24 protein-coding genes are annotated in these 25,020 nt (G+C 44.3%); 16 read left to right on the top strand and 8 right to left on the bottom strand.

Translation table 11 applies throughout. The features are described from left to right. Nucleotides 1-13: 13 nt before the first annotated feature. From LCM10_RS15965 to LCM10_RS15950, 4 genes are read right to left on the bottom strand one after another with little or no spacing between them, the layout of a single operon-like run. Entirely contained in the window at nt 14-1,150 is a 1,137-nt protein-coding gene (locus LCM10_RS15965) for a YheC/YheD family protein (RefSeq protein ID WP_224877294.1), read from the bottom strand. Nucleotides 1,151-1,200: 50 nt separating this feature from the next. Continuing rightward, on the bottom strand, nt 1,201-2,574 hold the full coding sequence (locus LCM10_RS15960) for a YheC/YheD family protein (RefSeq protein WP_224877394.1): 1,374 nt from the start codon (nt 2,572-2,574) through the stop codon (nt 1,201-1,203). Further along, nucleotides 2,574-3,665, bottom strand: coding sequence for a YheC/YheD family protein (locus LCM10_RS15955; protein WP_224877293.1), 1,092 nt, complete (start codon nt 3,663-3,665; stop codon nt 2,574-2,576). The genes LCM10_RS15960 and LCM10_RS15955 overlap by 1 nt, the downstream gene beginning before the upstream one ends. A 1-nt stretch (nt 3,666) precedes the next feature. Further along, the gene (locus LCM10_RS15950) at nt 3,667-5,001 is read right to left on the bottom strand and encodes a YheC/YheD family protein (protein ID WP_224877292.1); all 1,335 of its coding nucleotides are present in this window, start codon (nt 4,999-5,001) and stop codon (nt 3,667-3,669) included. Between the two features lie 123 nt (nt 5,002-5,124). Between LCM10_RS15950 and LCM10_RS15945 the strand changes: the two genes are divergently transcribed. The 7 genes from LCM10_RS15945 to LCM10_RS15915 all read left to right on the top strand — a co-directional run bounded on the left by LCM10_RS15945 (nt 5,125) and on the right by LCM10_RS15915 (nt 13,833). Further along, nucleotides 5,125-6,264 carry a DUF445 domain-containing protein gene (locus LCM10_RS15945; protein WP_224877291.1) on the top strand — a complete coding sequence of 380 codons (1,140 nt, stop codon included), beginning with the start codon at nt 5,125-5,127 and terminating at the stop codon, nt 6,262-6,264. Nucleotides 6,265-6,435: 171 nt separating this feature from the next. After that, entirely contained in the window at nt 6,436-6,789 is a 354-nt protein-coding gene (locus LCM10_RS15940; protein ID WP_224877290.1) for a YlbF family regulator, read from the top strand. 240 nt (nt 6,790-7,029) lie between these two features. Next, on the top strand, nt 7,030-7,899 hold the full coding sequence (locus LCM10_RS15935) for an HAD-IIB family hydrolase (protein ID WP_224877289.1): 870 nt from the start codon (nt 7,030-7,032) through the stop codon (nt 7,897-7,899). Nucleotides 7,900-8,040: 141 nt separating this feature from the next. Then, a complete protein-coding gene (locus LCM10_RS15930) occupies nt 8,041-9,555 on the top strand; it encodes a coproporphyrinogen III oxidase (protein ID WP_224877288.1) in 1,515 nt (504 codons plus the stop codon). A gap of 170 nt (nt 9,556-9,725) precedes the next feature. Beyond that, the gene (locus LCM10_RS15925; RefSeq protein ID WP_224877287.1) at nt 9,726-11,339 is read left to right on the top strand and encodes a long-chain fatty acid--CoA ligase; all 1,614 of its coding nucleotides are present in this window, start codon (nt 9,726-9,728) and stop codon (nt 11,337-11,339) included. A 127-nt stretch (nt 11,340-11,466) separates the two neighbouring features. Then, on the top strand, nt 11,467-12,261 hold the full coding sequence (locus LCM10_RS15920) for an enoyl-CoA hydratase (protein WP_224877286.1): 795 nt from the start codon (nt 11,467-11,469) through the stop codon (nt 12,259-12,261). 189 nt (nt 12,262-12,450) lie between these two features. Then, complete coding sequence (locus LCM10_RS15915; protein ID WP_224877285.1) at nt 12,451-13,833, top strand: N-acetylmuramoyl-L-alanine amidase; 1,383 nt, start codon at nt 12,451-12,453, stop codon at nt 13,831-13,833. Between the two features lie 51 nt (nt 13,834-13,884). Here LCM10_RS15915 and LCM10_RS15910 read toward each other — a convergent pair whose 3' ends face one another. Continuing rightward, nucleotides 13,885-14,070, bottom strand: coding sequence for a YhzD family protein (locus LCM10_RS15910; RefSeq protein WP_224877284.1), 186 nt, complete (start codon nt 14,068-14,070; stop codon nt 13,885-13,887). Between the two features lie 206 nt (nt 14,071-14,276). On the opposite strand from LCM10_RS15910, the gene LCM10_RS15905 reads away from it, so the two are divergent. The 6 genes from LCM10_RS15905 (at nt 14,277) to LCM10_RS15880 (ending at nt 22,258) form a co-directional block, all read left to right on the top strand. Then, the gene (locus LCM10_RS15905) at nt 14,277-15,176 is read left to right on the top strand and encodes an ABC transporter ATP-binding protein (protein WP_224877283.1); all 900 of its coding nucleotides are present in this window, start codon (nt 14,277-14,279) and stop codon (nt 15,174-15,176) included. Next, entirely contained in the window at nt 15,169-16,419 is a 1,251-nt protein-coding gene (locus LCM10_RS15900; protein WP_224877282.1) for an ABC transporter permease, read from the top strand. Before LCM10_RS15905 ends, LCM10_RS15900 begins: the two co-directional genes overlap by 8 nt. A 139-nt stretch (nt 16,420-16,558) precedes the next feature. Next, entirely contained in the window at nt 16,559-17,779 is a 1,221-nt protein-coding gene (locus LCM10_RS15895; RefSeq protein WP_224877281.1) for a metallophosphoesterase family protein, read from the top strand. A gap of 17 nt (nt 17,780-17,796) precedes the next feature. After that, on the top strand, nt 17,797-20,766 hold the full coding sequence (locus LCM10_RS15890) for an ATP-binding protein (protein ID WP_224877280.1): 2,970 nt from the start codon (nt 17,797-17,799) through the stop codon (nt 20,764-20,766). Nucleotides 20,767-20,919: 153 nt separating this feature from the next. Beyond that, the gene (gene yhaM, locus LCM10_RS15885) at nt 20,920-21,864 is read left to right on the top strand and encodes a 3'-5' exoribonuclease YhaM (RefSeq protein WP_224877279.1); all 945 of its coding nucleotides are present in this window, start codon (nt 20,920-20,922) and stop codon (nt 21,862-21,864) included. 217 nt (nt 21,865-22,081) lie between these two features. After that, complete coding sequence (locus LCM10_RS15880; RefSeq protein WP_224877278.1) at nt 22,082-22,258, top strand: sporulation YhaL family protein; 177 nt, start codon at nt 22,082-22,084, stop codon at nt 22,256-22,258. Between the two features lie 111 nt (nt 22,259-22,369). Here LCM10_RS15880 and LCM10_RS15875 read toward each other — a convergent pair whose 3' ends face one another. Beyond that, nucleotides 22,370-23,293, bottom strand: coding sequence for a peptidylprolyl isomerase (locus LCM10_RS15875; protein ID WP_224877277.1), 924 nt, complete (start codon nt 23,291-23,293; stop codon nt 22,370-22,372). Between the two features lie 185 nt (nt 23,294-23,478). Between LCM10_RS15875 and LCM10_RS15870 the strand changes: the two genes are divergently transcribed. The 3 genes from LCM10_RS15870 to LCM10_RS15860 all read left to right on the top strand — a co-directional run bounded on the left by LCM10_RS15870 (nt 23,479) and on the right by LCM10_RS15860 (nt 23,924). Continuing rightward, nucleotides 23,479-23,565, top strand: coding sequence for a YjcZ family sporulation protein (locus LCM10_RS15870; protein ID WP_034763301.1), 87 nt, complete (start codon nt 23,479-23,481; stop codon nt 23,563-23,565). An 84-nt stretch (nt 23,566-23,649) separates the two neighbouring features. Beyond that, entirely contained in the window at nt 23,650-23,733 is an 84-nt protein-coding gene (locus LCM10_RS15865) for a YjcZ family sporulation protein (RefSeq protein WP_032089274.1), read from the top strand. Between the two features lie 104 nt (nt 23,734-23,837). Continuing rightward, the gene (locus LCM10_RS15860; RefSeq protein WP_224877393.1) at nt 23,838-23,924 is read left to right on the top strand and encodes a YjcZ family sporulation protein; all 87 of its coding nucleotides are present in this window, start codon (nt 23,838-23,840) and stop codon (nt 23,922-23,924) included. A gap of 97 nt (nt 23,925-24,021) precedes the next feature. On the opposite strand, the gene LCM10_RS15855 is transcribed toward LCM10_RS15860, so the two are convergent. Then, nucleotides 24,022-24,201, bottom strand: a complete 180-nt coding sequence (locus LCM10_RS15855) for a hypothetical protein (RefSeq protein WP_224877276.1) — start codon at nt 24,199-24,201, stop codon at nt 24,022-24,024. Nucleotides 24,202-24,345: 144 nt separating this feature from the next. Next, nucleotides 24,346-24,885 carry a DUF3267 domain-containing protein gene (locus LCM10_RS15850; RefSeq protein ID WP_224877275.1) on the bottom strand — a complete coding sequence of 180 codons (540 nt, stop codon included), beginning with the start codon at nt 24,883-24,885 and terminating at the stop codon, nt 24,346-24,348. Nucleotides 24,886-25,020: the final 135 nt, after the last annotated feature.

The following is a 25,020-nucleotide window of genomic DNA, read 5'->3' as shown; positions in this document are numbered from 1 at the left end:
TTCCTTAAAGCGGTCAACCTTCTTTATGTTGACGGGCTAGCGTGATGAATGTCTGGACAAGCTGCAATCTTCTCTTCGACTCAATCTCCTCTTCATCGAACATCATCGGCTTTGAATTGACTTCAAACAGAACATACCCACCTTCTTCACGGGGAGCAAGATCGATGGAAAATTCCCCTACATAACCGAATGCACGTTCCAGCTCGGATCCACATATTTTTGCAATGGCCCGTAATTCCTTCTGGATATGAGGGGTTGCGACGTCCTTAAATGATAGGATCTTACCTCCTGCCGGGACATGGGTGGTCACTTCCTGTCGCTGTGAGATCCTTACGCCGATGCCCATCAGCTTAAAATCGACGCCTGTATGGACGACGAGGACCCGATAATCATAACGATGATCGCGAAGGGTCTTACAGGCAATCGCTTTTTGCATGATGGAATCCCTTCCCGGTTGAAACCAGTCTTGATAAGAAGACAGAAAGCGTGACAAGGATGTGTATTTTTCAATCTTTTTGATGCTCTTGCATATGATGATCCCGTTTTGGTCGATTTCGATCAGGCGTATGCCCCTTCCCTGTGAGGCAAAGGAAGGCTTTACGTATATCTTCTTGTGACGATCCAGGAACTCAATGAAGCTCTTCTCATCCTTCACCATAGAAGTCGGGGGGAGATATCCCTGGAGTGATTTGCACTGTGAAAGGATTTGGTGGACTTCCCATTTATTGAAAAAATGAGGATTGAAATATGGAATATCATAGTGTTTCATGATTTTTTTCAGGTTGATATAATCTTGATGCTGTTCCGCTTCCCTCGATGGAATGCGGTTGTAGATGACGTTTGGAAGAGGGAATAGACACTTCACCCATTTATTGATGGCTTCATTGTACGTAATCCCGTGGATGGTTTTCCCAGCCACGTCTTCCGGGGAAAACACGAAGCACATCCCACCACGGGAGGCTACATCAAGTTGAATGGAACGGAATAGTTCGAAGTTCCCTTTATAGATTGCCCCTTCTTTGCTTGCAATGATGCCAATCAGGGGGATGGAGATGGCATTTTCACCTGTATGGATGTCGAAGGTATAGGCATCATCCGGCTGTTTTGAAGAAAGCAGGAAGGATTCCCTTGCAAATGGAACCGCAGTCAAAGAATCCTCCCTGTGAAAAAAAACCTTCCTGGACAAATCGTAGAGAATGATCATGGCATCATTTCCTCGGGGTGATTCAAGGCATGCTGGGATAAGAAGACGCCAAACGAGAGGGCGAGCTTCCGAGTCAGAATATCAAAGCTCTTTAATTCCGGATGAGAGAAGATGGCTCTTCCGGGTTTTGAATTTGCTTCGAACATCCAAATCATTCCGTCCTCATCCATCCCTAAATCAAAGCCGATTTCCCCGATATATCCTTCCATGTTGCGTTCAATCGCAGACGAAAGCTCAAGAGCGGCATTCTTAAGCGATTCTTCTACTTCATCTTTCCTCGCCGGATCCGGGAACAGTTCCGATAGGCTTTTCACGACGCCTCCATTATTGGCATGGGAGGTCACGCTTCCAATGCCTGCTACTTTGCCGGCCAGGGCACTCACTTGCCAATTTCCTTCATCATCTTTGTTTGTATGGACCCTGAAATCAAGTGGCCGACTGTCCTCTGTCACGAGGGAGATCCCCTGCTGGATCAGGAAATGGTCGAGGCTACGGTTCTTGAAGACAGAGTTCATCAATCTCTCAAGCGAAGAGAATCTGACGAGCCGATTCTTCCCGTCTTTGTCGCGGTACCGGCAATAATAGTCCTCTGCCCCTCGGTCGAATGTAAGTTTGTGAATGCCATTTCCGAGGCTGCCGTTTTTCGGCTTTATATAAACATGCTTATACTGAGCAAGCATCCTTTCAATTTCATCGAAGGATTGAAAAGAATGGGTTTCAGGAAGATAGCGCGAAACGGACCCGTCCGATTCAAGCCGTTCGAATAAATCGAGTTTATTGAAAAAGCCCGGATTGTACCAAGGAATCCCATACTCCCTTTGCAATCGTTCCTTGATTTCTTTATACGTTTTTCGTTTCTCACTGCGTCGATTCGGAAGTCTGTCATAGATGACGTTTGGAAAGGGGACATTCAATGTCTCCCAACCTTCCCCGAAGTGGAAAAACCCTTTGATCAGCCCGCTTTCCCAGTCTATATGCCGCTCGCCGAATATGAAAGGGATGACACCAAGTGAAGACTGGACAGATAAAAGCTTTCTGAAGAAGTAAGACCTTTCCCCGATCGGACTTAATGTAAAGGTCGTGAATCCAGATGTGAATATACCGATCAGCACACCAAGATAAAGGCTTTCATCTTTCATGAATAAAGAGAGTGATGATACTTTGTCCGGAAGCTTCAACTCACGGGCAAGAGCTGTACTGACACCGATGATGTTCCTGCCGTTTGGGTGCCTTTTGCAGATCATCTTCTGTCTATTGGTACCGAGAACGGCAATTTGAGGCATGTGATCCAACCCGCTATTCCACCCCGTAGGCAGATAGAGGATGTGCTCCTTTTCGGGGAACAATTCAAGCTTATATGTTTTCACCATCAAAAATCACCTCTCCTTAAAGATGCAATGGATTCCGAAGACAAGTATTCGCAATATTCCAGTGGTGTCTGATAAAGAGTCCCCAGTTTTTCATGTGCAAGAGCCTCTACTATCTTATGACCCGGCTTTGAGTTTATATCCAGTATCCACAGTGAATGATCGCTTGCGATGAGGATATCGATGCCAAGTTCGAATAAGGGTGAAAAGGATGCTTCCAGAAGATAAGGAAGCTGTTCCAGGATGTCATTCAGTTCTGCTTCTATCCCGTCCCAATCAGTGTTTGACTGCCCTTTCTTCCATTCGTCCTGGGGAAAATAGGAGCCTCCCCTGCTGATATTCGTCAAGATCCCGCCTTCCGTTCCTTCACGTATCGCTCGCTGGAACTCCCTCCATTCCCCGTACTGGTCTTTATTCATAAGGACCCTTAAGTCGAAAGGAGTTTCGCGTTCCGTCCGGTTGGAAATTCTTTCTTGCACGATGAATGTATGCCGTCCAAGCAGTCGATCAGCCCACCTGAGAAAAGTGGCTGATGATTCGAAGCCTTGACTTGATATCCGTCGTTTCTTGGTCGTTCGGACCGTGACTTTCCCATCAAAGCACGTTATGTGATAGACTGCGAAACCATGTGCCCCATCAACAGGCTTCATGATGATATCTTTATGCGAGGAAAGAAGGTTTAATAAGTGTACATTGTTTTCCACCAAGAATGTTTCCGGGATGTAGGGCGCGAGAGGGGATTCCTTCAATTTTTCATATAGACGCCATTTGTTCGGGAGCCCGTATCCAAGGAAGCGGATGTGAGGGAGGTTTTTCATCCACTGGACAACGAGCTTTGCTTGTCTGGACTGGATGCTCTTATCATAATAAGTCCGGTCATAAATGAATTCAGGGATGTCAAACACTTCTGGTTTCCACGTGCAAGCCGACTTGTTATAGACAAAACCTTCGACTGTTTCATGGTCAGGGGAGATGCTCAGGGGCGAAAATAGCGACAATTCGACTTTACGGGGAACTGAATGCCTCCCGATTTCATTGAAATATGGGTGAGATGGATCAGGGTTCAACGTCATGATGCCAAGTGAATGATCCATATTAGTCCTCCTCTGCCTTCCATATATGGAAGCTATATTCGTATAGTGCCTTGACAGAAGGTCTGATGCGCTCATTATCAACAAATGTCTTCTTGGACGGTTTGGAATTGATTTCGATGATCCACGGTTTTCCTTCCCGGTCGACACCGATATCGATGCCAAACTCAGCATAATGACCCCGGAGGTGCTTTGACAGGGAGGCGGAAGCTGCAATGGATAGCGATTTCATATCCGAGTATAGCGACCGGCTGTCACTGCCCGGAAAAAGTGATTGAAGGACCGATGGGGGAGACTCCATCCTGCCCCCTTGATCAATATTCGAGACAAATTGATCCTTATGGGCAATCCGTGCCACAGCTGAGATCACCTTCCAATCCCCCTCAAGGTCTTTATGGCATAAGAACCGGAAGTCGAGTGGGTTTTTTCCCATCGTCAAGAATGGGATCGTCTGTTGGACAATATAGGTAGAAGACCGGCACCATGATTGAAGTTTCCTTTGAAGGGAGTCAAACGAATTGAAGGGTATCATACGCTCGGGGGAAAAGGAATTCTGATAAACAAGATAGTCCTTTTCCCTTTTCAGGACACGGATGATGTACCTGCCTTTGCTGCCGTTGATCCCTTTAATGAAGACATCACCATAAACCTTCAGCATCTCATCCAGTCTTTCAAGCCCTTTGACCGTATCGGGCAAGTGGGGGTGAAGCTCCGGGTTGTTTTGTAATGCACGATAAACAATGTCCTTTGAAAGAAAAGAAGAATTGAATACATGGACAGCTTGTTCATCCATGTACGTTAGTGCAGAATCATAATGTGGAAGCTTTTCGATCTTTCTAGAATGACTTCTGTTATATAGTACATTGGGAAGCGGGACAGTGCAGGTTTGCCAAGAGTCTTCAATAAACATGAATCCGGTCATCTCATTTTTTAATAATGAAGAAACAGGAAGGAGATAGAAGACTCCGCCCTGCTGACGGAACCATTGCTCGCATTCTGTAAAGAACTTCGTTAAAGAATGTCCATGGAGCCGGTCTAGTGGACAGTCATCGATCAGCAAAGCAGTCACCGGTCCAATCGAAAGTGAGTGTTGTTCCGGGTTCACTTTCACTAGGATGTTGGACATTTCGGGTATGGAGTAAATCGCCGGTTCTGTCGTTTTCAATGTTATGTGTGAAATCCCTGATCCAGCCGGGACAGCATTCATGCGTATTGGCGATGCACCGGCCATAAGGGTTATCTGCTTTTTTCCATCGAGTCTATTGAAAATGGATTGGGGGAGGATGATTTCATTGTCTTCATGATTCATGAAACTGGTAAGAGAGCATTTATACATCATTGGGCATTCCTCGTTTGCTAAGGGACTAAGTTCACTTTATAATTGTGTATTGGGCTAATGTTGATATAGCATTGTATGTAAAGATAGGCAAAATGTTCAAAATAGAAAAGGAAGGTGCCGTTCATGCTGGATGCATTCATCCTCATCGCGTTTATGATTGTGATTGGCGCCCTTATCGGGGGCGTGACCAATTCACTGGCCATTAAGATGTTATTCAGGCCTTATAAGGCTTACTATATTGGAAGATTCAAAGTCCCATTCACACCGGGGCTCATCCCGAAACGAAGAGAAGAACTGGCGGAACAGCTCGGGAATATGGTCGTGGATCATTTAATTACACCGGAAAGCCTGCAAAAGAAAGTCTTGAATGAAGATTTTCAAAGGGATGTCTCTCAGTGGCTTGCGGAAGAATCGGCTCCCGTGTTCAACTCTGATAAGTCAGTCGAGGAATGGCTGGATATGCTAAACATCCCTGTCTCTTCACAGACACTGAATCAATTGCTGAGGGACTGGCTGGAAGAGACGGTAACGGGGGCAGCAACCTCGTATCGCTCAAAAAGGATCGAAGAGGCAATTCCCGGTCTGTGGCAGGATAAAATCGAAGAGAGGATCCCGAAAATGGTCGATTTGATTGCCGACCGCGCTGAAACGTACTTTACGAGTCCGGAAGGGAAAGCCAAGGTCAAGGTGATGATCGATGACTTCCTTAAGGAAAGGGGCATGCTTGGCAATATGCTGGGGATTTTTCTCGGAAATACATCCGTTGCTGACAAGGTTCAGCCAGAAATCGTGAAATTCATCAAACATGAAGGCACCCAGGAAATCCTGCTCAACCTGTTGAGGAAGGAATGGGCGAAGTTCAAGCTCATGAAGGTCGGGGACATCATGGATAAGCTTCCGGAAGATCTCATCATCTCAAATCTCGTAGATACCGTCATCAAAATGGTCGACGTTGATGGACATCTTTCAAAACCACTGTCACACTGGCTGGCTCCTCATCAACAAATATTCACAGAGAAGCTGCTCCCGGAATGGGTACAAAAAGGAACGGACCTTTTGGCCGTGAAGATTCCGAGCTTGATGGCGAAGCTTCATCTTCAGAAAATCGTCCAGGAGCAGGTGGAATCGTTCTCGGTGGCGAGGCTTGAGGAATTGGTCCTTGGGATATCCCGTCGTGAGTTCAAGATGATCACGTACCTTGGGGCACTGCTCGGAGGGGTCATCGGTTTGATTCAAAGTATCTTTGTCATGTTATTCTCATAAGAGGATGGACAATCTTTTTGATACCTTCATAGCTTAGGCCGGATTCTATGCGTTTACGGTCCCGCGCAAGGTCTTGGGGGAAGGTGAAAAGGGAACTTCCTAGAATTCTGGCTCATAGTTTGTTATAGTGGTGGAGGAAACAAAGAGTGAAAATCTTAGGAGGTACGTATTTTGGCAATCAATTTATATGATCAAGCGAACGAATTGGAAAGAGCACTTAGACAAAGTGACGAATTCTTGGAATTGAAAAAAATGTACGATGAAGTGAACAATGACGAATCTGCTAACAAGATGTTTGAAAACTTCAGAAACATCCAAATGACGCTTCAACAGAAGCAAATGAACGGACAGGAAATCACGCAAGAAGAAGTGGAACAAGCTCAAAAAACGGCTCAACTTGTTCAACAGCACGAAAAAATCGGCAAGCTGATGGAAGCTGAACAGCGCATGAGCATGGTGATTAATGACTTAAATAAAGTCATCATGAAGCCACTTGAAGAACTATACGGTTCCATGCAGAAGTAATGGCAACAACATACTGGACTCCCGGATTCGATCCGGGGGTCTTTTTCTTTTGCTTTAGCTCTTCGCGGAAAGCGTGCACCTGGAGCGCTAATCCACCACTACTCGCTTCTTCAATTAATTAGCCTCCTTTTAAACAGGATGCCTGTCCATATTCCATCAAAGGCCTTCCCTTGTCATATTTGTCTTCCACCATTCATAAGAGTATAGAAAGGAAGTAGACAACATATAGGGGGGACACCAATGATTTATAGAATGCTTGCTCTTAATATCGATGGCTCAGTAGTAAATGAAAACGGAAAGATTGCAAAAGAAACAAGGGATGCGATTGAGTACGTGCAAAATAAAGAGGTGCAGGTCACGCTTGTTACAAGCAGGAACTTTGCTTCTGCCAGAAAAGTGGCGAAAGCTCTGAAGATTGACGGCCCGATCATCACGCATGGTGGTTCTTACATTGCGCATGAGCGGGATCAACCTATTTTTGTAAAGAAGATTCCGGAGAATATCACATTCGAAATCACCCAGTTTCTTGAAGGGTTCTCAAGTCAGATTCAGTTGTCCCACGAAAAACAGAGCGTCGTGGGGAAAGCGAATCACCATTCCAAGGCAACCTCCAAGATTTCATGGGAAAGGGATTCCCGTTTCTTATACAGCAAGCAGTACGTGAATGTGGTGAGTGAACATTTACTTGAAAACCCGTTGGCAGTACCTAAAATATCCGTTCTGCTTGAGCATCGGGAGGATGTATGGGATATTGTTGCCGCATTGAAAGGGATGTATGAAGAAGTGGATAGCATCCCGACTTCGGATCATACGCTCGACATCGTACCAAAAGGCGTTTCCAAGCTGAGGGGACTCATGTATTTGTCGGAGAGGCTCGGAATCAAAAAAGAACAAATTGTCATGGTGGGGGCTGGAATCGATGATATCGATGCCATCAGATGCTGCGGCCTCGGCGTGGCGATGGGGGAAGCGCCAAGGGAAGTGAAAGCCCATGCGGACTGGATCACACGCAGTCAGGATCAAAAAGGACTTCCGTATTTCATCACCGAGCTCTTCCGAAAGCAACATCCGATTCCATTCTTGAAGAAGATGAATATCATCAAATCATAAGTGTCACACCCCGTCCCGGAACTTTAAAGGGCGGGGTGTTTTTTCTCTGTAAAATATGGTTGTCCCCCGCACTCATTGACCATTCCTCCCCCATTCTGTACACTAATAAAAGCTAGCTTTATTGAAAGGTGATTTTACAAGGTGAATATATTAATAACTGGGGTAGAGGATGAACGTTTTGAACGTCCTCTGCGATTGATAGCGAATTTATTTTTTGAAGAAACGGCCATTCATTTCAATCAGTGTGATGATATTGATCTGAAGGTCCATATAGACATCATTGACGGTGAGAGGATTGAGGCAGGTGCCAAATTGACCGACCCGGCAACCGGCAAGGAAATCCATTCGGAATATGAAAGGGACTGGCAGCCGTTTGAAACGGATAAGGAACGATTCCGACAGCTTAAAACTGCACTTTCCCACGTATATCTCAATGTCCTTCAGGATTTGACCGGGATCAGGCAAAAGTGGGGGATCCTGACAGGCATTCGTCCTACAAAACTCATTCATAAAGAGAATCAGCTGGGAACACCGAAAGAAGATGTACATGCTAAATTAAGGGAAGAGTATCTGATCACGGATGAAAAAATCGAGTTGATGCAGAATATCGTCGACCGCCAATTATCGGTTGTCCCTGATTTATATGAGGTTCAGAATGAGGTCAGCATATACATCGGGATCCCGTTCTGTCCGACCAAATGTGCCTATTGCACATTCCCGGCATATGCAATCCTCGGGAAGCAGGGACGGGTCGATTCCTTCCTGGCGGGACTCCACTATGAGATACAAGAGACAGGCCGTTGGATGAAAGAAAAGGGAATCAAGATCACGACCATCTATTTTGGAGGAGGGACACCTACTTCCATCACGGCTGAAGAGATGGATGCCCTTTACGAAGAAATGTACCGATCTTTCCCCAACGTTGACAAGGTAAGGGAAGTGACGGTCGAAGCGGGGCGTCCGGATACGATTTCTGTCGAGAAGCTCGAGGTGTTGAATAAATGGAATATCGACCGGATTTCCATCAATCCTCAATCGTATACACAAGAAACCCTGAAAGCGATCGGGCGTCATCATACCGTGGAAGAAACCATTGATAAATTCCATTTAGCCCGGCAGATGGGGATGAATAATATCAATATGGATCTGATCATCGGGCTCCCGAATGAAGGTGTCCCTGAACTTCAACATTCACTGGATGAGACGGAAAAGCTCATGCCGGAGTCGTTGACGGTCCATACATTATCATTCAAGCGTGCATCAGAGATGACAAAGAATAAAGAGAAGTATAAGGTAGCCGACAGGCATGAAATCGAGCGGATGATGAATCTGGCGGAGGAATGGACAAACGCCCACGGTTATGAACCTTACTACCTTTATCGTCAAAAAAATATTCTCGGTAATCTTGAAAATGTCGGATATGCACTTCCAGGACAGGACAGCATCTACAATATCATGATCATGGAAGAGGTCCAGACGATCATTGGCATCGGCTGCGGGGCGGCGAGCAAGTTCATCGATCCCGAGACCGGGAAGATCACTCATTTCGCAAATCCGAAAGAACCGAATGCATACAATCTGGCATTCAAAGAATATACAGAGAAAAAGATCAAGATATTAGACGAGCTATTTCCAACCGTAAAAAGCAGTTCATGAGTGAATTCATGAACTGCTTTTTTTGTTTCCGTGAAATCACAGCCGGAGAAAAAGCAGAATCGGGGACCGGCTGAATTTTAAAAAAATAAAAAGGAGATACCGAAGAAAAAGAGAATAATTACAGTAGATAAATATGAAAGCGCTTCACAATTTGAGGGGAGAGATGGAATATGATGCAAACACCTCTGCTTTTGACACAAATGATCGAACGTGCTGAAAAGTATTTTCCAAAGAAAGAAATCGTATCGCGTACTGAATCCGGGATCGAGCGGTTCACCTACAAAGAGTGGGGAGAACGCACGAGGAGGCTTGCAAGCGCCTTGAATACCCTTGGCGTCAAAGAAGGGGATAAGGTGGGGACGCTCGCATGGAACCATCATAGGCACCTGGAGGCATATTTTGCAATCCCGTGCAGCGGGGCGGTCCTCCACACGATCAACATCCGATTATCACCACAGCATATCTCATATATCATCAATCATGCAGAAGATAAAGTACTCCTGGTCGACCCTGATTTGGTGCCGTTGTTGGAGAAAATCAAGGACAGCATCCCGAATGTCGAAGCTTTCATCGTGATGACAAGTGGTCCGCTCCCCGAAACGTCATTAGACTGTGTGTATCATTATGAAGACCTATTGAAGAAGGGTGATCCCGCATACTCATTCAGGACAGATCTTGATGAAAATGCACCAGCCGGCATGTGCTATACATCCGCAACGACCGGTAATCCAAAAGGGGTCATTTACTCCCATCGTGGAATCGTCCTCCATGCAATGGCACTTGGGTTGGCTGATACAACCGCGGTCAGTGAAAGGGATGTGGCACTTCCTGTCGTACCGATGTTCCATGTGAATGCCTGGGGCTTGCCTTTTGCTTCCGTCTGGTTCGGTACGAAGCAGGTACTGCCCGGTCCCTATTTCACACCGGCCATCCTTGCAAGTCTGATGGAGGAAGAAAAGGTAACGATCACGGCTGGTGTTCCAACAATCTGGCTTGGGCTGTTGAATGAAATGGAAAAGAATTCGTATGACCTCTCGAGTCTGCGTTCTGTTCTTTGTGGAGGTTCTGCCGCCCCAAGGGGGATGATCAAGGCTTTTGAAGAGAAGTTCGGAATACCGTTCATGCATGCTTATGGAATGACCGAAACAAGTCCGCTCGCCGTCATTGCCGCATCAAAAAGTTATCATGACGACCTTTCCTCGGATGAAAAGCTGGATATCAAAGCGAAGCAAGGGATCCTTGTACCGGGACTCGAGATGAAGATCATCGGTAAAGATGGTGAAGTTGCCTGGGACGGGAAGGAAATGGGAGAGCTTGCCCTGAGGGGTCCATGGATCGCATCGGAATATTATCAGGATGAACGAAGTCAGGATGCATTCCGCGACGGCTGGCTCTACACGGGTGATGTCGTTACGATTGATGAGGAAGGATATATCAAGATTGTGGATCGTACCAAGGATCTGATCAAGTCAGGAGGGGAGTGGATTTCCTCCGTCGATCTTGAGAATGCCCTCATGGCTCATGAAGATATCTTCGAGGCTGCAGTCGTGGCAGTGCCGCATGCAGAATGGCAGGAACGTCCGGTTGCCTGCGTCGTCTTGAAAGAAGGTTCAGAGGGCAAGGTGACGAAAGAAGGGATCGTCGAGTTCCTAAAGCCACAATTCGCCAAGTGGTGGATTCCGGATGACATCATTTTTATGGAAGAAATCCCTAAAACATCTGTCGGGAAATTCTTAAAAAGGACGCTCAGGGATCAGGTGCAGGAGAAAACCGCACAGTCTTGATGTAAATAAGGCCAGTCTATCAGGGCTGGCCTTTAGTATTTCGCCACGACAATAGTTTAACTATTCAAAAAATGATTCACTATTCATTTTTTATGAGGTATTCTAGTAAGGAAGGGGAGGGATTATTTTGACAGTGTCAAAACATTATGAAACAGTCAAGCTACATAAGGAAGGCAGGGTGGCCAGGCTCAAGTTGAACCGTCCAAAGTCACTCAATGCTTTGGATGCGGGATTGATGAGGGATCTTGTTGGTGCCTTGAAAGAGGTCAAGGCAGATCCAGAGGTGTCTGTACTCGTCCTTACCGGGGAAGGGAAGGGGTTTTCTTCCGGAGGGGACATTAAATCAATGCTGAGTCTTGGTGGCGAAGAACAATTTTCGGGAATCATGGATACCATCAGTGAACTTGTCATGACACTGTATACGATGCCGAAAGTTGTGGTGACCGGAATTCACGGGGCTGCTGCGGGTCTTGGGTTCAGCCTTGCACTCGCATCCGATTACATTCTTTGTGAAGAAGACAGCAAACTTGCGATGAACTTCATCGGAATCGGGTTGATCCCGGACGGGGGAAGTCATTTTCTCCTTCAGGAAAGACTAGGGACACATAAGGCCAAGAGATTGATCTGGAATGGGAAAGTCCTTGAAGGCCAGGAAGCCTTGATGAAGGGGCTTGTCGATGAGGCACTTCCTTCAGGTAAATTGGAAGAGGGCTTAGAACGATATATTTCACAATGTTTAAAGGCTCCTACCAAAGCGATGCTAAAGACAAAGGAAGTGTATGTGTCCTTGAACAAGGAAAGGTTGCAGCACGCGTTAGAGCTTGAAAAAGAGGGACAGTGGCTCATGAGGCAGACGGGTGACCATCAAGAAGGGATCACTGCGTTCGTTGAGAAGCGGAAGCCGGAATTCAAGGGAAGATAAGTTGATTATAGTATAATTGATTTCAAAAGATCTTAAAAAAGGTTTATTACAGCATTCTGTAATAAACCTTTTTTGCCTAGTTCAGAGGAATGGGCATAAGCATTATTTACTATATTCTGTGGGTTTGTCCAATCGGGAATGATACTTTCTTCATATAATTTAATATTATCTGATTAAAGGAGGACTATTATGAAGACAATGATCATTGACCCTGGACATGGTGGCGTTGATCCAGGTGCCAGATATAAAGGATATGAAGAGAAGACCTTAAATCTGAACCTGGCATTGAAGGTAAGGGATTACTTGCAAAACCGCTACGATGTAAAGATCTTGATGACCCGGAGCGACAATAAGACACTCTCACTGGAGGAACGGTCCGATTATGCCAATCGTACAAGTGCCGATTTCTTTTTATCGATTCATCACAATGCTGGTGGTGGTAGAGGATTCGAAAGTTATACGTTTAATGGCAGCGTATCTTCAGAGACATTGGACTATCAAAAAGTCATTCATGATGCGTTCATAAAAAGACTAAAGAAGAACTATCGCACAGTAATTGACAGAGGCCAGAAAAGGGCGAATTTTCATGTGCTGAGAGAAACCAAAATGCCTTCACTGCTTGTTGAAGTACTTTTCATTGATAATGATGCAGATCTTGCCGTACTGACCAACCCTTCATTCAATAATGATGCCGCTGCATTTTTGGCAGAGGGAGTCGCGGCAGCATTGTCTCTTCCAGAAAAGCAGTCTGAAGCAAGTTTGTACAAAGTTATTGCTGGTTCATTTAAGGATAAAGAGAATGCAGAAAAGCGCCTCGAGTTTCTGAAGAAGAATAAATTTGAGGGGTTCATTGATTCAGAGGTAGTGAACGGGACAACTTTTTACAGAGTACAAGTGGGGGCTTTTTCTGAAAGGGCCAACGCAGAAAATCTAGTCGATGACCTTAAACGTGTGAATGTTGAGGCATTCATAACAGGTGGCGAAAGCAAGGAAGCACCGGTACCCCTTCCGACGGAACCTGCTAAAGAAGACGGAGTGACAATTTTAGGGGAATCTCTCTTATACGGAGCTCAATTGGATGAATTCGTGAGGTCGATCAATCCATCGGCACCTTTACTTGGAGACGATTATATCAAGTTTGGAAGTGAATACGGAATACGTGGGGATATTGCTTTCTGCCAAGCGATCCACGAAACGGATTTCTTTCGTTTTACCGGGCAAGTCAGGCCTTCACAGAATAACTTTGCAGGTATTGGGACTACCGGTCCGGGAGTTGATGGAGCTTCTTTTAAAACGCCTGAAGATGGAGTACTCGCTCATATACAGCACTTATATGCCTATGCCTCCAAAGAAAAGGCCCCATCCTCTTATTCCGTGATCGATCCTCGATTTTCCCTTGTTTCGAGAGGAAGTGCCAAAAACTGGACAGACCTGAATGGTAAATGGGCTGTACCCGGTACAACCTACGGTCAAAGCATCCTAAGCGTATATGGTAGAAACCTTAAGCATGCCCTGCAACAACTGGAAAAGCAACAAAAAGACATTCAGGGCGCACTTGACTTACTCTCATGAACTAAAGGTACGTCCCTCATTGCTTTAAAGCAATGAGGGACGTACCTTTGATCATGCGTGGAATAGTAATAGTTTGCCGAGAGGGGAGGTGCAGCGGTGAGTGTGGTCAAGATATCCTTTCTCCTCAAGCATGGACTCCCCGGTCTTTTTTGCTTCTTGATCGGAAGACGCCTCGAATGTTTCATCAAGGATTTTCTTTCCGTCTTTTTCGAATACGGTCAGCTTATACGTTTTCATATCCATTCCCCTTTGTACATACAGTTTAGCTCCTTTTTCCTTGCATGCAGAAATGCAAGCGTCGATCTAAAGGAAAAAGGGCATCCATTATTATTTTTCCATAATTTTTAAAAAATTTAAAGTGTTTCGTGAAGGGAAATGAAACTTTTTGTCTGTGAGATTCGTAGAACGTAACAAAAGGCGAAGCATGAGAGGGGATACGACAGATGAGCTTGACGATTCAACAAGTCACCAAGAAATTCGGCAGCTTCACAGCGGTCGATCAATTATCACTCACAATAGAACGAGGCGGGATGTTTGGTTTCCTCGGGGCAAATGGTGCTGGAAAGACAACTACATTCAGGATGATATTAGGGTTGTTGGACCCGACTTCAGGCAGTATCACGTGGAATGATCAGCCAATCGATTACTCGACTAGCGGGGGAATTGGATATTTGCCGGAAGAACGCGGGCTTTATCCGAAGATGAAGGTGAACGATCAGATTCATTATTTGGCACGACTCCGGGGTATGGATAAGAAAAGAATCGGAAAGGAGCTAGCTTATTGGCTGGAACGATTCCACATTCCACAATACGCAGATAAGAAAGTAGAGGAGCTCTCAAAAGGCAATCAGCAGAAGATCCAATTCATTTCTTCAGTCATTCATAAGCCCCAACTGCTGATCCTTGATGAGCCATTCAGCGGACTTGACCCGGTCAATGTAGAAATCCTGAAAGACGCCGTCAGGGAAATTAAGAAAAATGGGACGACCATCGTATTTTCCAGTCATCGGATGGAACATGTAGAAGAACTCTGTGAAAGCTTGTGTATCATGCATCATGGGCATCCTGTCGTGCATGGCGGTCTGAAAGACATCAAACGCTCATTTGGAAAAAAGAATGTGATCATCAATGCTGACTTCGACTTAACCCATCTGCAAGATTTCGATGGCGTGACAAAGTACAGGGGAACAACGGAAGGGGTCCTTCTGCAAGTAACCTCGGAAAGTGTGGCAGAAGAAATCTTCCGGCACACTGCAGCGAAAGGATTCCTTCGAAAGTTTGAACTGGAGGATCCGTCATTGAATGATATATTCATTGAAAAGGTGGGTGCGGCCTATGAATAAGTTCTTCATTATGCTTGGGCATTCTTATCTATCAAAATTAAAAGCGAAATCGTTCATCATATCGACTGTCATCATAGCTTTAGCCCTGGTCGTTTTGACAAACTTCGATACAATCATTTCGAATTTCAAGGGTGGTGAAGAGGAGCGGGTGGTCGTGCAGGATGAAACCGGCCATCTCTATTCGATGCTCAAAGCACAGCTGACAGTCTTGAATCAGGATATTACATTATCAAAATCCAATGATTCGGATGATGAAATCGAGAAGAAAATCGAAGAAGGAGAAATCAAAGGACTTTTGACAATCACCGAAGGCGAGGACGGGCTTCCCCGTGCTCTTTACAAAGCCAGCTCCCTATCCGATTCGTCTCTGACCTCTGATTTACAACTGGCCCTTCAGAACATCAAGACTTCCCTGGCAGCTGCTAAACTTGAACTGTCCAATGAAGAATTGGCTGACTTGAGCGGACCTGTCACCTTCGAAAAAGAAGCATTATCAGAGGGTGCCAAGTCCGAGGAAGAATTGAGCCAGGCAAGAGGTGTTGTGTATGTTTTATTATTCTTCATTTATTTTTCTGTCATTGCATATGCCAATATGACTGCAATGGAAGTGGCAACGGAGAAAAGTTCAAGAGTGATGGAAATCCTAATATCAAGCGTATCCCCAGTCAAACAAATGTTTGCAAAGATTCTCGGGATTGGACTTGCGGGACTGACTCAGCTTGCAATCATTTTGGTTGTTGGTTATGTGGCCCTACTGTACCGCAAGGATGACTTGGCGGGGGGCTTTTTTGAAGCTTTCGGATTCCAGTCACTATCGGTGAGTGTCGTATTGTTTGCGGTTGTCTTTTTTTTACTCGGGTATTTCCTATATGCAACACTTGCAGCCTTGTTGGGTTCTCTTGTGAGCAGGATCGAAGATGTACAGCAAATGATCATGCCCATGACATTCTTGATCATGATTGGCTTCTTCATTTCGATGTTCGGACTTGGCAATCCTGAATCGGACGTTATCACCATCACCTCATATATCCCGTTCTTCACCCCCATGGTGATGTTCCTTAGGGTTGGTATGCTTAACCTTCCCCTTTATGAACCTGTGATAGGAATGGTGATCCTACTAATCACCATCATTCTGTTAGGGATTTTCGGAGCACGGGTGTACCGGGGAGGAGTGCTTCTTTACGGTAAATCGAATTCCTACAAAGATATCAAAAAAGCGATTGATTTGACTCAAAATAAATAAAAGTCGGCTGTCTCCACATGTGAGGCAGCTTTTTTATATGGTTTTCTAGTAGTTTTCGCGATAATAGCTGAAATAATCGGGTATTTTAGGATATAATGAGGAACAGAACGTACATTCGTAAAATAGGAGAGGTGATTTGATGGTTAATATCCGTTTCATGCATTGTGCCGACTTGCATTTGGACAGTCCGTTCCTTGGGCTGAAGCACCTTCCTGCAGAACTATTCGAACACATTCAAACTAGCACGTTTGCAGCTTTTGAAAGACTTGTAAGCGAAGCGATACAGAAGCAGGTAGACTTTATGATCATAAGTGGAGATCTATTCGATGTGGAAGACAGAAGCATAAGGGCTCAGGCGAAGCTCTTGAAGCAATTCAACCGCTTGAATGAAGACGGTATACCGGTATATGTCATCCATGGCAATCACGATCATCTCGGGAGCTTCAGATTGGACCTGGATATGCCCCGGAATGTTCATATCTTTGGTGAAGAAACAGAAGTTAAAGAGCTCACCACAAAAAGTGGTGCAGTGGTGAAGCTGGTTGGATTCAGTTATGGAACACGCCATATCATGGAAAACAAAGTTTCAACATATCCGAATCAGCTTGACGGTGATTATTTGATCGGCTTACTGCATGGGAGTGAAGGTAGTGTTGATTCATCCCATGAACGTTATGCCCCATTCACCTTGAACGAATTGAAAGAGAAAAATTATGATTATTGGGCACTCGGACATATCCATCAACGCCAGGTCCTAAGCAGGATGCCCCCGGTTGTTTATCCAGGGAATATCCAAGGGCGCCACCGAAAAGAGACGGGGGAAAAAGGAGGCTATCTTGTAGAGTTGACGAAGCAGGATGCACACCTTGAATTTATTCCGTGCCAGGAACTTCTTTGGATCAGAATCGACGTTTCGCTTGAAGGCATCAAGCGTTTCGGGGAGATTTTCCAGCGAATCAGCACGGAGGTGGAAAATCTCCAAGTGAACGCTGATTGTCTGATACAGGTGGATTTAAAGCACATAAAAGAATTATCCCCTGAAATGATTCGCGCCATTAGTAATGGAGAACTGCTACAAGGTTTACAGGATGAGGTCCCAACGAGCGGAACACTCAAGTGGATTCACTCGATCAAATTTAGCAGCAATGAAAGTGATAATCTTGACACGAGTGATCCATTCATCAATGACGTCCTCCAGACGCTTCAAGACATGAGCGTTGAAGAAGGACTGTCGGCTCTTACAGAAATCTATGATCACCCCTTGCTGCACCGCTATACCGAACCCTTGGATGAAGGAAGGTTAGCACGGTTGGCAGAGGAGACGATGGATATCATCCTTCATCCGTCTAAAATTAGATGAAGGGAGAGGTTGTGTAGATGAGAATCATCCAACTGCAAATATACGGATATGGGAAATTGATAAATAAAGACTATGAACTTAGTGACCAACAGCTCTTCTTTGGTGAAAATGAAGCGGGGAAATCCACGATCATGTCATTCATACATAGTATCTTATTCGGCTTTCCGACAAAACAGCAATCGCAGCTCCGGTATGAACCAAAGAGAACTTCGGAATATGGTGGACGATTGATCTGTGAATTCCAAGGAGTGGGCAGGGTTAGTATCGAACGGATCAAAGGGAAGGCTGCGGGAGATGTGACGGTCCACTTCGAAGACGGTCGTACCGGAGAGGATGAAGCGCTCTCTCAACTGTTGGGGAAAATGGACAAAACCACGTATCAGAACATCTTTTCTTTCAACTTGGAAGGGTTGCAGGATATCCATAAATTAAGGAGAAACGAACTGAATCGCTTCTTATTCAGTGCCGGCTCAACAGGGACGGACCAACTGCTACAGATGGAACAACAATGGCAGAAAGAAAGAGAAGGCCTCTTTAAAAAGTCTGGAAGGAAGCCGATCATCAACCTGAAAATGAACGAATTGAGGCATCTCGAAAAGCAGATCGGGGAAGCGAAGGATAAAAATAAACGATATGGAAAGCTGCTTGAAGAGAAACGGTCATTGGAGTCGGTTATTTCTACATTGGAAGCTGAGAAAGAATCACTGTCCGATGAAAGGGACCGCCTCCTTGCAGTCGAAGAAAACTGGGAGATCCTTTCTGAATATGCATCCATAACGGATAAATTATCGATTTTAAATGAAAGTCCTTACCCTCCCAATGGATCCGAGAGGTTAAGTGAATTGAAAACTGAATGGAGACAGGTGTCCGCAAGCTTGGAGACATTAAAGGCAAAAAAGGATAAACTTTCGGAGAAATTGCATTCACTCACGACCAACCATCTACATGATTCAGATAAACAACAATTAGAATCCTTCCTTTCACAGCAGCCCATGTATTCAAGATGGATGGATGAGTCGTCCCACTACCGCCTGGAAATCGCTTCTTTGAAGGATACCGTGAGTGAAACCATCAGGGAACTGGACCTCTGCATCACCGAGGAACAAATCCCCCTCGTGAATACAAGCCTCTTGATGAATGAAAGAATCGAGAAGGCACTGCAGACCAAGAGCAAGCTGGTCACTGATCATGAAAATGTAACAAAGCACCTTCACTCTGAATCGGCAACGATGGATGTATTAGAGAAGAAATGTGATGAACTTGAAGAACTACTTATCGAAGAAGAAGACTATCAAACATTGCAACGGACCGTGAAATCGCGTTCCTCAGAGAGTGTAGTCCATCAACAGCAAATGTGGTTGGAGCATCAACTTGAAAGCGCTGAAAAAGAAATACACTCAAAGCGGAAAGCTTTCGGGCGTCAAATCCCCTTTACCGCCGCAGTCACGATCATTCTTCTCGCCTTCAGTATATGGACGTGGATGAGTGATAATGGAATGGGTACGATTCTTAGTTTGCTCATCATTGCCTTGGTTGCCTATCAAGGCTTGAGATCAAGGAAAGAACTCAATGAAAAGAAAAACCAGCTTCACCTCCTGAGGAAAAAGGCAAAGGAACTTCCACGTGTAAACAAAGACGATGAAGGAAATCCGTCCGTGGTGGAACACCAAGAAACCATTTTACGGGAGCAGATGGAGTACCGGAGCGAATGGAAGCAGAGGATCCTTCAACTAGAGGAACAAGGGATCAAGGTTGACAAGTTGAAGGAAGAAGAAGCGGATCTGAGCAGGAAAATCGAAGACGCGAACAGGCAACTGACACTCCTGAAAAAAGAGCTATATCTTTCACCGGAGTTTCCGGAAAAGTGGTTAAGGGACGCTTTTGTAAAGCTAAAGGGACTTCTGCGATCATACGAGTCATTGCAGAAGCTAAGGGATGAACATTCCATGATTCATTCGAAGCTCGATGTGTTGACATCCCAATGCAAGGAATGGTTCAACCTGCACTCACTCGGTTTCACGAATATGGATGAAGCATTCCATAAAATGAAAAACATGATGCAGGACGTTGAGAAAAAGAGGCTGATATCGGAGCAAGTGCAATCTGATTTAGAACCGCTCCGTTTAGAAATAGAACAGACAACCATCCACTTGGAGAACGTCAATCGGGACACCCTTTCGTTGTTTGAAGAAGCGGGGTGCAAAGATGAAACCGAATTTCGGCGTTTAGCCATGCAAGAAGAAGAAAGGAAGAATCTTCTTGCAAGATATGAAGGCATGAGGACAAGGATCAATAATAAGACGCTCTCTTCGTTCGATGAATTCCACTATAGGGAGGATGTCACGAAACACATAAAGGGAGTGGCCGGCATGATTGAAGATAAAATGCGGGATCTCTCTCAGCGATATAAGAAGCTTGCTTCAGTCAAGCATGAAATCACCCTATTGGAGGAAGGGAAGAGCTACTCCAGGCTGCTTCAGGAATTCCAAGATAAAAAGTCCGAGATTCAGGAAGATATCCATAGGTGGTCCCAATTGACACTTGCCCAGAATGTACTGAATCATACGATCGAACATTACCAAAGGACAAAGCTGCCAAATGTCATCAAACTGGCAGAAGAGCACTTCAGCATCTTGACGAAAGGTGCTTATACTTCCATCTATGTGACTGACGAGGAAATGATTGAAGTGGAGAGGGAAGATGGCATGCGCTATCACGCCGTCGAGCTTAGTCAGGGAACCAAGGAACAATTATACATTTCAATAAGATTTGCACTTGTCCGTTCATTCAAAGAACAGTACCCCCTTCCTCTCTTAATCGATGACGGGGCGGTCAACTTTGATTCTGAGAGAACGGAGGCGTTTATCCAGCTTCTAAGAAATATGGGGAGTGATCATCAAGTCATCCTATTCACATGCCACCCTCACGTAAAGAACTTCTTTCAAACCAACGAAACGATTCACTTGGAAAGAGCGTTATCTGTTTAAGGCAAGTGAAAGGATCACTCGGAGTGGGTCAGGACGATTGGGAGTATCTTTGTTCAGACCCGGGGCAGGGGAATTCATGCCAATCGTTCCTGCTGGCAATGAACGTGTGAAAATATGTTATACTGGGACTAATCAATAGGAGGACGGAGGATTATGATGACTGGAATAATGACGTTCAATGTAGGGGAAACCATTGATTTACATCTCCTCATTAAACAGATGACTAAAGGAACGACAAATACGGGAAAGCCTTTCTTAACCCTGATCCTTCAGGATAAAAGCGGTGAGATGGAAGCCAAGCTATGGGATGCATCCGAACAGGACGAGAAAGCATACCAACCTGAAACGATCGTGAAGGTCGTAGGGGACATTCATAGCTATCGTGGAAAAAGTCAATTGAAGATCAAGCAAATCCGTCCCGTATCACCTGCAGATGGGCACAAAATCTCGGATTTTCTTCAAACGGCACCGTTATCCATCGATGAGATGACGAGCAAGATCACCCAATACATTTTTGAAATGAGAAATCCAAATATCCAACGGATCACCAGGCACCTGCTCAAGAAATACCAAAAACCGTTTCTGGAATATCCTGCGGCCACTAAAAATCATCATGAATTCGTGTCGGGACTTGCTTATCATGTCGTATCGATGCTGGACTTATCAAAGGCGATTGCGGGCCTATACCCGTCCCTTGATACAGACCTCTTGTACGCCGGTGTCATCCTTCATGATCTAGGGAAGGTCATAGAGCTCTCAGGCGCAACATCGACCACCTACACAGTTGAAGGAAACTTGATTGGACATATCTCCATCATGGTCAATGAAATAGGGAAAACAGCCGAAGAACTCGGGATCGAGGGAGAAGAAGTCATGATTCTCCAACATCTGGTTCTAAGCCATCATGGTAAAGCTGAATGGGGAAGCCCAAAACCACCTATGATCCGGGAAGCGGAAATCCTTCATTATATTGATAATGTGGATGCCAAAATGAATATGCTTGATCGTGCATTGGAACGAGTGAATCCTGGTGAATACACCGAAAGGATCTTTCCTCTGGATAATCGCACATTTTATAAACCGACATTCCATAAGTAATTGAAAATGAATCGCGTTACTTAAGCGTCCAGTCTTGGATCCCCTTCCATGACTGGGCCCTTTTTTGTATCAGAACGGTTCAGCCAATGCGAAACGGTTGATGATAAAGTCCCAGAAGCAAGGTTTCACCGAAGAACTCGAAATATTAAGTTATGTTTCTCCTTAGATTCTCATATAGTGTCAATAAGAGAGGACAAACTATAAGGAGATGAAGTAAATGACTTTGCCAATTTGGATGTATTTCGTTGTGGCTGGTATTTTCGCAAGTGCCTTTATGACCGTTAAATCGGCTAAGGAAGAGAAGAAGATCGAGGATGAATGGATCGAGAAAGAAGGGGAAGTCTACATTTCCAGGATGCATGAAGAGAAAGAGCGTAGACGACAGTTTTCTTAATGAAAAACTGTAAAATAGATGACTTGCTCGGAAACAGGAAGAAACATTTTAGGAGAGCATAAAAAAGAGCTGGGAGATCATGATGATCTTCCAGCTTTTCTTTTCGTGCAATTATTGAGCAGGTGCAGGTGTTTCGCCTTCTTCAGGAGCAGCAGGCGGATTCAATACCTGATCGAAAGATTTTTTCAAGTCTTTATCTTTGATGTTCAAGTCAGCTTTTTCAACTTCGCGCTTCATGGCTTCTTGAATTTTTTGAGGATCTACTTTAGACAATTTCAGCTCTTTTTCAAGCTCTTTTTTCATGTCATCAAATGATTTCTTTTCTTTTTTATCCGTGATTTCAATGATGTGGAAACCGTATTCGGTCTTGATTGGTTCGCTCACTTTGCCTTTTTCTAACGTATCAAGGGCTTTTGAGAATTCAGGTACGAAATTTTGGCGACCTTCATAATCGACCCATCCAAGGCTTCCGCCATTTTCAGCTGAACCGGGATCTTTTGAATATTCTTTCGCAAGATCTTCGAATTTGCTGCCGTCCGCTAATTTCTGTTTTACTTCTTTTGCTGTTTTTTCGTCATCGACCAGGATATGACGGACTTGAATTTCAGGCTTCCATTTATCATAGTACTCTTTTAGCTCTTTTTCAGAAACTTTCACATCTGAAATCGCTGCTTTTTCTTGAAGAAGCTGCAATTTCAAATATTCTTTAAATGACTTCTCATCAAGATTATACTGCTTTAAGAACATGTCAAACTGAGGTCCTAACTGATCTTTGGCTTCATTCAGTTTTTCATCGACTTCTTTTTCAGATACTTCATATTTATCGGAGAGGACTTTCGTATATACAAGCTCTTGAAGGGCCTGCTCCATTTGTGGAGTGAACTTTTGCTTCATTGATTTATATAGTTCATCCTTCGTTACATCCCCGGCTTTCGTCGTCGCTACGACGTCACTGTTATCTGCACCGTCTCCGCTGCATCCTGCAAGCCCCAACATACCGGTTGCAAGTGAAACTGAAATAATCCATTTTTTCATGCTGAACATCTCCTAAGTTTATATTCTAACAGCTTGTCTCAAATCTTCATCACATACTATATCACACTTTTTCCTTTTAAAAAAATATTTTCCAAGCTTAACTTTACAAAAATGGGCGTTTTACACACCCATTTCCCAGATTCCTTCATATGATAAAAGCGAATAGACAAAAGGAGGTAATAAATATGAGCTGTGGATATAATTCCGGATTCGCGTTAATCGTAGTGCTGTTCATCTTATTAATCATCGTTGGTGCCGCGTACATTTACTAAAAAATAAAAAAGATGACAAATGCCTAAACAAAAGGCGACTAACTTGAATAAGATAAATTAGCGCTTCAAAGGAGGTGGAAAGTTATGGGTAACGCATACGGCGGAGGTTTCGCGTTAATTGTTGTACTGTTCATCTTGTTAATCATTGTAGGTGCAGCTTGGCTATAATTTAGCCCCAAGATAGTGTAGTTTCACCGGATAAGGGAATGAGGGGCAGCCAATGCCCCCATCCATGAACCGGTGACTTTCCATAAATGAAAGGAGGAGCACATATGTCTGGTGCTTACGGCGGAGGATTTGCGTTACTAGTAGTTTTATTTATTCTTTTGATCATCATTGGTGCAGCTTACGTTTACTAAACCAATTGAAAAAACCAGCCCGGTTTTCGGGGCTGGTTTTTTTGTTTGCTTCCAAACTTCAATTGTCGCCTCTGGGCAAAGCCCTTCCGCTTTTCTATTATGTATACAATATTTCCACGTATGAAGATACCAAAAGTATGGTGATTAGAATGTTGATGGTTCTGAATACCTTTGGTTGGCGTTCTTCAGGTATTTCTTTTTGTAAGCATAGAGTGTTGGTCATTTTATTTATATAGAATAAAATGAACACAGAAAATACTAAAAACATGGAGATCATTCTAACCCCTCCCCGTTATCTCCTATATGCTATACGATACCAAAAGATGAAGCAGATTGGTAGAGCGAGTATCGTCGAAATGTTGTGCATATGGTGCTGTTTGGATAAAGCACAAGGATGATGGCGATCGTCAATGGATCTGCATCATCCTTGATAAATGAGAATTTCATATCCTTCGTCGTTCTCTTCGATTAAGGCTTCCTTAGGGGAATACATCAATTGCTTGGCATAAATAAAATCGATGGCACAGATGCCAGAATGAAATGCCAATAATATCGCGAAATAATGTGAATAATGAGGGAAAAGGATGCACCCTGACATGAGAATGCTGTTGATCACCAAGAATGGTGCAATTAATGCGATCATGTACAGGTACTTTGAAATCGGCCGATCTACCCTCAAGGATACAATCGGGAGGATAACAAGCTTTCTGTTCCATTTCCATCTCATCAACCTTACATAAGGCAGGATCGGCATGACATGGATCAGCTTATGCAAAGGATAGATGCTAAGAAGCCCTAAAACGAACCCCAGTAAGTGGTTGTCATAGAAAGAACTCGAATAAACCAAATTCATTGGTACGTATATTAATGAGAATACCATCATCATGATAATGGATGAAAGTAAAAAGACTCGATAGAATCCAAATTGTCTTTCGAGATTGATTGTTTTCCAGCAATGCATAAAAAAATCGCCTCCATCGACGACAGTGTTTTAAATGAGCGCTTTACATACTTTATTATGAGTGAAGGAAAAAATCAATACATATTTTGATATTTTTTTGTAAGCAATCGGAAGTGTGATTTCAGGTGCATTGAT

The organism is Rossellomorea aquimaris (assembly GCF_020171925.1).
Classification (GTDB): domain Bacteria; phylum Bacillota; class Bacilli; order Bacillales; family Bacillaceae_B; genus Rossellomorea; species Rossellomorea aquimaris_F.
Note: the sequence above shows the minus strand (reverse complement) of the source record. Positions and strands in the feature narration are given on the sequence as shown.